General features: G+C 31.8%; 4 protein-coding genes. All 4 read right to left on the bottom strand.

The window, feature by feature from the left end; genetic code table 11:
* Positions 1 to 332: 332 nt before the first annotated feature.
* Complete coding sequence (locus KKI21_02545; protein ID MBU4285080.1) at positions 333 to 1,898, bottom strand: hypothetical protein; 1,566 nt, start codon at positions 1,896 to 1,898, stop codon at positions 333 to 335.
* Between the two features lie 20 nt (positions 1,899 to 1,918).
* On the bottom strand, positions 1,919 to 5,101 hold the full coding sequence (locus KKI21_02540) for an Eco57I restriction-modification methylase domain-containing protein (protein MBU4285079.1): 3,183 nt from the start codon (positions 5,099 to 5,101) through the stop codon (positions 1,919 to 1,921).
* 221 nt (positions 5,102 to 5,322) lie between these two features.
* On the bottom strand, positions 5,323 to 5,739 hold the full coding sequence (locus tag KKI21_02535; GenBank protein MBU4285078.1) for a hypothetical protein: 417 nt from the start codon (positions 5,737 to 5,739) through the stop codon (positions 5,323 to 5,325).
* A partial coding sequence (locus KKI21_02530) for an alpha/beta hydrolase (protein ID MBU4285077.1) occupies positions 5,736 to 7,791 on the bottom strand: 2,056 nt, incomplete at its 5' end. The genes KKI21_02535 and KKI21_02530, both read right to left, overlap by 4 nt.

The following is a 7,791-nucleotide window of genomic DNA, read 5'->3' as shown; positions in this document are numbered from 1 at the left end:
CGGATCGCCGGAGTCGTCTATAAAAATTAACATGAAAAAATAATTATTGTAAATATTTTTGCCTATCCGCCGCAGCCCTCCGATTCGCGTTGCAAAGCAAGGCGGGCGGGCCTTTGCGGAGGGCTGCGGCGGTTTGCCTGTTTGTCATAGTAACCCCTTTTAGGAGGCTGTGATGCGGCGAATATAGAACATAGATTATAGTAATTAACAATCACTAAGATCTTTTGTTTATATTAGTAAACTTAGACGAAACCTATTCTTGCTCAAACTTATTTATTTTTGTATTGAAGTCAATAAATGTCTTGTTTTTCGCAATCTCTTTTTCACTTTTTTTAAGTTTTGAAGAGAGGTAAAATTAACTGTTCTTTTGTGGTTTTCAAATCTTCTCTTTCGGATTTTTTAAAAATTTTTGTATCTTTAATACTAAACTCTTTTCGTCTTATATCTCTCAAATTAACCTCGGGTAAAGGATCGTCGCCAGACCACAACTGTTTAACTTCTTTGCCAATTTTAGTTTCCAGAATCGCAATAAACGCACCGTAATCAATGGAAATAATATTATATCTCTTTCCTGGAGTACCTTTTGATGACCACCCCTGTTTTAACAAATGCAACAGACGTAAATCTATTAACGATTGTATCTCTTTATTAGCAGTTTCTTCGGTTGGTAGTATAAATTGTTTTGTTTTGTATTGTATTATCACATTATTTATTAGATTTTCTAATACCTTATATACTTTCGACGAACTATCTAAAGCTGATATTTTATCATCTTGATACCAGTCTGATACTGCGCTTTTAATGTGGCGTATCGTTATTTTTTTCGCTTTTATGTCATTAAGGAAATAATCATAAGACCTTTTAAAGATATTTAAAAAATCCCTTGGTATTCCTTCACTTGCCTTTACTAATTCTACAAAGGCCTTATCGCTGGCAAATAAATAATTTAACTTTGATTTGCTGTATGGATCTAGTTTGAGTTTTAATTTTTTAATACTATAATTTAAATGTTTTATAAGTATACCGCTAAAAAATTTAATTGATTTTTCCACCCCCCTTTCCCACATCTGGTTTATATCCAAATCAATAGAGCTAAAAATATCAGATCCCAATTCTAGTCCTAAATTCTTTTTTGATAAATAGAATCGGGTTCTATACTTAATTGTTCCTATTTTTAAAGCTATAACCTTAGAATTTATAAATGCTTTATTTAGCATATTTGCAAAACGCGGTTGCATATCGGGTTTAAAACTAATCCACTCGTCAATAGCTATAAATAAATATCTAGTTCCAGATATTTTAATTATCTCTTCAAATCTGTCCTTTGTCGACTTTTTCTTAATTTGTTTTTTCTCTTTCGCCCTCTTTCCACCATCGGAAAAGCCATCTATCTTTATCGAACCATTTTCAATATTTTTAAAATTCCCCGTAATTGTGTTGAATTTCTCTTCTGAAATATCTGTTAACAAATTATCAATTAGGACTATCGCTTTATATAATTTCTTTTGTTTTATTGAGTTTGCTTTTAACATACTAAGTCTATTTATTATTTCCTCTCTTAATTTAACAGCAATCTTTTCAACAAATTCCCAAAAATAAAAATAAGACTTTTGATCAATAGTATATTCTTGAACAATTTCGTTAGCGATATCTTTTAGATCAATATAAATTGCGATGTCCTTCTTGATTTCCTTGTTTACATATTCAACAAAACTCCCAAGCAAATGCGTCTTCCCACTTCCGCGTCTACCAAAAATAACTTGATTTTTATTATCATTTAATTTTATTAAATAGCCTAAATCCTCATAAACGGACAAGCACACTTCCCTCCTCTCGCTTCGAAATTCAATATCACTTACTAAAATTTGATATTCTTTTGTCTTTAATTTATTTGTCATCTGTTTATTGAATTAATGAATTAATTTTTTTTCTCAATAACCTTATAAAACTTACTCCCCCGACACTTCTCCTTCACCACCTTAGCCCTACCGAATCCAACCTTTCCAATACTCACATTAAAATACAAAGCAAAAACCAAGTCGTCAATATAATCCTTAATTTTATCCCTTAACTCAAAATCAATAACCGGCAATTCTTTTAATTCGCCTAAATTGATTTTATTTTTTTCTAACCGCAATTTCTCATTGCTTACTAAACCGCTAATCGCCTTTTTAACCAAATCAGCATTGCTCTTTATTTCTAACTTAATTTCTTTATCGCCATTTATTAAAACTAATTTATTTTTATTTTTTTCTGTTTTAACGTTATCAAATTTTTGCATTAAAACTTTTTTAAAATCCACAAAATCGCTTAACTTTACATCTTCCAATTTTAACATTTCCTCAGATCTCTTAATCACTTCATCCTTAATAAATTGATTGTCTTCTGTAATCTTTGGCACTCGGATGAATTCTTTAATAGTTTTTATGCCAATTAAAATGTCTTTCTCGTTTTCGCTTCTCAACAAACTGTCAAAAATTTTTATAGACATTTTTGAGTTTAATAATGATAATAAATAAAGAATCTCATCTTTATTATCAGAAGAAATTAACACATTATTATAGTTAATCATTATATTGTCTTGAGAAAAACGAAATCTGTCGTAGTTTATATAACTCCAGACTATTTTATATTTTTTTTGATACACTATATCTCCTTGACTGCCAAACGGAAAATCCAATAATTTTTTATCAATGGCTAAATTGCTAGCAATCGCTCTATGCCCATCTTTAATATTCTTAGATATATAATAAAAATTATCGCTTTTCATTTCGGAAACTATTTTTATTTTGTTCTTTGGATATTTTATGCCTCTATCAAAATAAAATTTACTTTTCAAATGTATTTCAGCCCAAACATGATCATAATAAATTGAAGTACTATCTGTTTTTCTTTTGTATTCATTATAAAAATCTAAAAATAATTTATCGTGCTTAATAAAATTCCAATTTGCATGATTTGTCAACAAATCGTCTTGTTTGATTTTTTTCTTTTTTATTTTCTTACCTTTAAGGATATTATCTAAAGCAACTTCTACATCAGCTTTTGAATCTTGATAATTAATTATCTCCACTTGATTAACGCCAGATGGCTTTTCGCGCCTTACAATAAAAATTAAACTTGAAGTAGCCACTTCGTGCTTTTGCTTTAATCCTCTACCAACAAACATTTTCCCGCTAAAAATTATGATTTTTTCTATAGTGGTAAATTTTGCTAAATGATAACGGACTACATCTAAATCACCTGCGTTTAAAATAGTCTGAGGAATTATATAGCAAAGTTTCCCCATGTCTTTTAAGAAGGCGAGCCCTAATGCAATGAAAAAAACGTAAAGATTGGGATTGGGCGCGTATTTTTTATGATTATTAGGAGTACTATGCAAATTGACTCCATAAATATCGCTCATTTTAATTTTTCTTAACTTCATTAATTGCATAAAAAGAACTTTTTGTTTTGAGCATTCTTTGAATGAAACATAAGGCGGATTGCCTATTACAAAATCAAATCGGCGGCGCGGCGGTCTCATGCTTTTTTTCATTTCTCCAATATCACCTTCATCGCGCATAAAACTATCATAACCCAAATTTAACTTTTCAGGATCAAATAAAGTTTGCTGACCGCCTGCGACATCAATATCGTGAATTGTATTTTTTAACCCGGAATCAATGAATTCTGAAATACTGTCTTTTGTTTTAAAAACTTTTATTTTCTTATCAATCGGATTATTAAATTTTTCATTAATAATCAACGGCAGCATCCTCATTATTATATTCATCTCCGCCAAATACAAAGGGAACTCTTCTATGTCAAGACCGAAAACATTATTAACCACAATATCCTCTATTAATTTTGACGATTTTTCCGAGCCGTTGGGCACTGCCTCGATAATTTCATTAACAGCGCTGTATAAAAATGTGCCACTGCCACAGGAAGGATCAATTATTGATAACTTCTCATTATGGCCTTTTAAAATTCTTTCCTTTAGATCTTCCGCGCTGTATCCTATTTGCTTAATCATAAAATTAACAATAGCCGGATCAGTAAAATACTGGCCTTTTTTAGTGTCTTCAAAAAGCTCTTTTAAATAATTTTCGTAGATAAATCCGAAAATTTCATTCCTTACATTTTCAAAACTAAATTTTTTAATAAACACAAAAATATCCAGCCAATGAGAAACATCGGATAACTTATTTTCCGTTTCGCGATACAGCTGCAGCAATTTTTCCCTGATAAATTCCTGCTCTTTGGCAAACGGCCTATACACATTTTTGGAAATCTCATTACTTATTCCGTCAATGATCCCTAAAATTTTTGTATAATTTTTTTCTTTTAAGCATTGATAAATTTTGTTTACTTTTAACTTGTACTCTTTGCCAAAATTGCCAAAATCATTGTCCACCAAAGTTTTGTATAAAATAAACTGGATTATGTAAGCGTAAGTAATTTCCGTGGCTTTCTTTTTCTTTTCTTTTTGATCCACATCCTTAAAATATCCTTCAAGCTGCAACTTATTTTGAAGTTTTCTGATTAATTCAGTTATATTTTCAAAAAATAACGGCCGATAACTTTCGACCAAAAGCTTGTCCTGTTTCAATAATTTTAATTGCCCTTTTGCTTCAAAAAATTGCAAGTAATAGGTTTCGGGCTTAATATATTCTTTCCAGTATTCTAAAAACAATTCAGGATTTTTTAAAATCTCATCAATATTAAACTCCATGAAAACATTATCCGTGTAAAAACGCCAAATATGCCCGTCAGTTAAAATTCCGTATTTCTTTTCCAAATCTTTTTGATATTGGGCCAGTTGCTTGGCGCCTACTTCAATTTTACCGAATGATTCAACTTCAACGGGTATTATAATATTCATATCAACATAAATTACAAAATCTGCCCTTCTTCTGTCTTTTGTTTTTTTCTCGTGTATAAATTCCATCTTTCGGTCCGTGGATTTTTTAGAAAGCGGACACTCCTTTAAACTAAAAAGATTAGGGCTTTGCAATGCCTCTTTAATAAATTTTTGAACCCCGCTTCCCACCTCTTGGGACCGATATTCCTTTTTCTCTTTATTCCAAAGAGTTTTTAATTCCTGTAAACTTAACATAATTTTTTAATTTTTCGTAGGAACGCAAAATTTTGCGCCCCTACGGTCTGTTTATTCATGTTTTCACTCTACCATTTCCCCTTAAATTTTTCAATCCAAACAAGGCATAACGCCTTCTATAAATCATTTCAATAATAAGGTGAATTTGGTCCAAATTCACCTTATCCTAAAACGCAAAAACACCTCGATTTTAAGGTGCTTTTGCTATATATTTTCTATATTTATTGTTTTATTTTCTTTATAACTTTCCCAGCCCCGACAGCCGACAAATAACCAAGCCCAAAAGCGCAAAGCATTATTATTAGACCGCCTAAATACTCATTACGATATAATTTATGCGAATCAATTATCGTATAAATGATAAGCGCCCAAAATATAAATGTTCCTGCAACATATACTTTCCAAGCGGTTTTCTGTCTTAATGCGTAAAAAGAAAAAACAGCTAAAAAATAAATGAAAAAATAAATGAAACCCTCAAAATACGCGCCTTTATCACAAGGTATCCACCAGCCGCAACCGCGAGATTCCCAAAATATTCTATGAAACATGCCTCCCAATGGCGCTAAAATGTAAGCCAAAAAGCCAGCCCCTGAATAAACACCAATAATTGTTAAAAATGTTTTTAATTTTGGATTCATAAATTTTGTCTTAAATAATTAATATTATTTATTATTATATCATAGCCGTCCTGATTTATCATCTCTTTGTTGTAAAACTTGTTTAAGTCCTTTTCCAGATTCTCCAATGATTTTTCAATAAATTTATCTTCCTGCTGTTCTAATTTCTGCAAGCGCTTGTCAAAATTTTCTGCCAACTTCTGTTTGTGGCTTTCTTTTATTTTTGTATTGTCTAATATTTTCTGTTTTAATTTTTCAATTGTTTCTTTTTGCTTAACAAAAATGTCCAGTCTTGCCTGCAGAACTTTTAATTTCACAATTAAAACTTGCTTAACATTTTTTTTGCTGATCCAATCTAAATTATATATTCTCTCAATATCTTGGATAGTGCTGGCTATATTGGCAATGGTTTCAAACTTAACTTCAGCACTGGCGCTATTTTCTGCATTGTCAGCGGCTGTGATATTTAAAATATGCTCGCCTAAATCATAATAAAATAAATCAATGTTTGTTGTAGAAAAAACTTGGTTGTCTAAATTGATTATGATATTAGCTATGCCGGAAAAATCATCAGTCGCCGTATAATCAATTATTAAATTCTCGCTATGCAAATACTGCTGGCTTTCCATTGGATTATTAATTGTAATTACCGGCGGGACATTGTCCTCTGGAATTAATTCGCTAATTAGATCTTCATCGTCTTCGCTATAAATAAAATCAAAATTATGCTCTTCTTCTATTTGTATATTTCCTGTAAATTCTTTGGTGATTTCTTTTTCTTTATTAATATAGCTTAAATCCAGCTTGTATTCTCCATCGCCGGTTCCTTGCAGTTCCACCCTGTAATCTCCTTGTTCCGGATTGATAATAACAGCAAATTCCGGCTCGTCTTCAAATCCTGAGTAAAATCCATAATCTATTTCATTAATATTTGCATTGCTTAAAAAATCTTTGCCTAATCTTTTTCCTGACGGAGATATTATCACAAAATCAGCCGGAGAATGAATGGCCACTGCTAATATTTCTTTTGGCTCCGGCGTGTCATTAATTTCTATAGCCGGCATCTGGCCTGTTAAATATTCTATTATTTGTCTTTGGGCGTTGGTAGGGATTTGATTGTGATTTGTATTTTCTATTACTGTAGGAATAAATAATGATGAACTCATATGAGGAACGGTTTTATCGCCTGATATATAAAAAATTTCCTCCATATACCCATGCTCCCATATTGGATAGTACGGCTCTCCGGAGCTTACATTTATAACTCCTATAGTATTATCTCCGTTATTTCCAGCGACATTAAATACTCTTACTCCGCTATTGCTAAATTTATTTAAATTTTCTTCTGAATTTAATGATTCTAAAAATGAATTATAGGGGTAATTATTCGGATATAGATTTTGATTATACTCTCTTAATTGTACAGATCCTATGTTCTGTAAATAAGGATAAACAGGCAAAAGCTGTTCTACTGATTTAACTTGATTTTGAATATACTCAAAAAGTGAACCATAGCCCATGAGGCGCGATTCAATAAAAAAATATATTTTTGCTATTTTTTCTTTAGGGCTTTCAAAGCCTTCCGCCGCTTCCCATTGCAAATACGCCTTAGGCGATCCTTTGTGCGGCGTGCCCAAAAATACCAGCTGATCAACATCATCTTCATAATCATCGCTTTCAACATAATAGCGGGCAACTAATCCGCCCATGCTGTGCGCGACAATGTCAACTTTATCGCATTGGCAAATATTTTTTACTTCATTAATTTTATCTTTCAAATAATCCGCGCTGATAACATTTGAATCCCGCCATTGGTAGGGAAAAGCAAACAAGGTTTTATTTTCTTCATAGCCGGCCAGCTTCAGAGCTTCCCATAAATTATCATAAGTATTAAGAATCGGATCAAGCTGCCATTCGCCGCTTACATTCCAGCTCCCCATAATCCCCGGCACGATAATCACCGGATCCATTCCCGACTCCGGCTCAAGCTCAATGTTTAGCTCAACAATATCGTCAAACGAAACATTAATATCAAAAATTATTTTTTCCTGATAACCGTCTAAATTAGCGATT

It is taken from the genome of Patescibacteria group bacterium (assembly GCA_018897295.1).
Classification (GTDB): domain Bacteria; phylum Patescibacteriota; class Minisyncoccia; order RBG-13-40-8-A; family RBG-13-40-8-A; genus JAHILA01.
The sequence above is the reverse complement of the archived record's forward strand: the minus strand, read 5'-3'. Positions and strand labels throughout refer to the sequence as shown.

Coding starts and splice junctions, on each gene's coding strand:
- KKI21_02545 (MBU4285080.1), bottom strand. CDS start 1,898: ATGACAAATAAATTAAAGACAAAAGAATATCAAATTTTAGTAAGTGAT.
- KKI21_02540 (MBU4285079.1), bottom strand. CDS start 5,101: ATGTTAAGTTTACAGGAATTAAAAACTCTTTGGAATAAAGAGAAAAAG.
- KKI21_02535 (MBU4285078.1), bottom strand. CDS start 5,739: ATGAATCCAAAATTAAAAACATTTTTAACAATTATTGGTGTTTATTCA.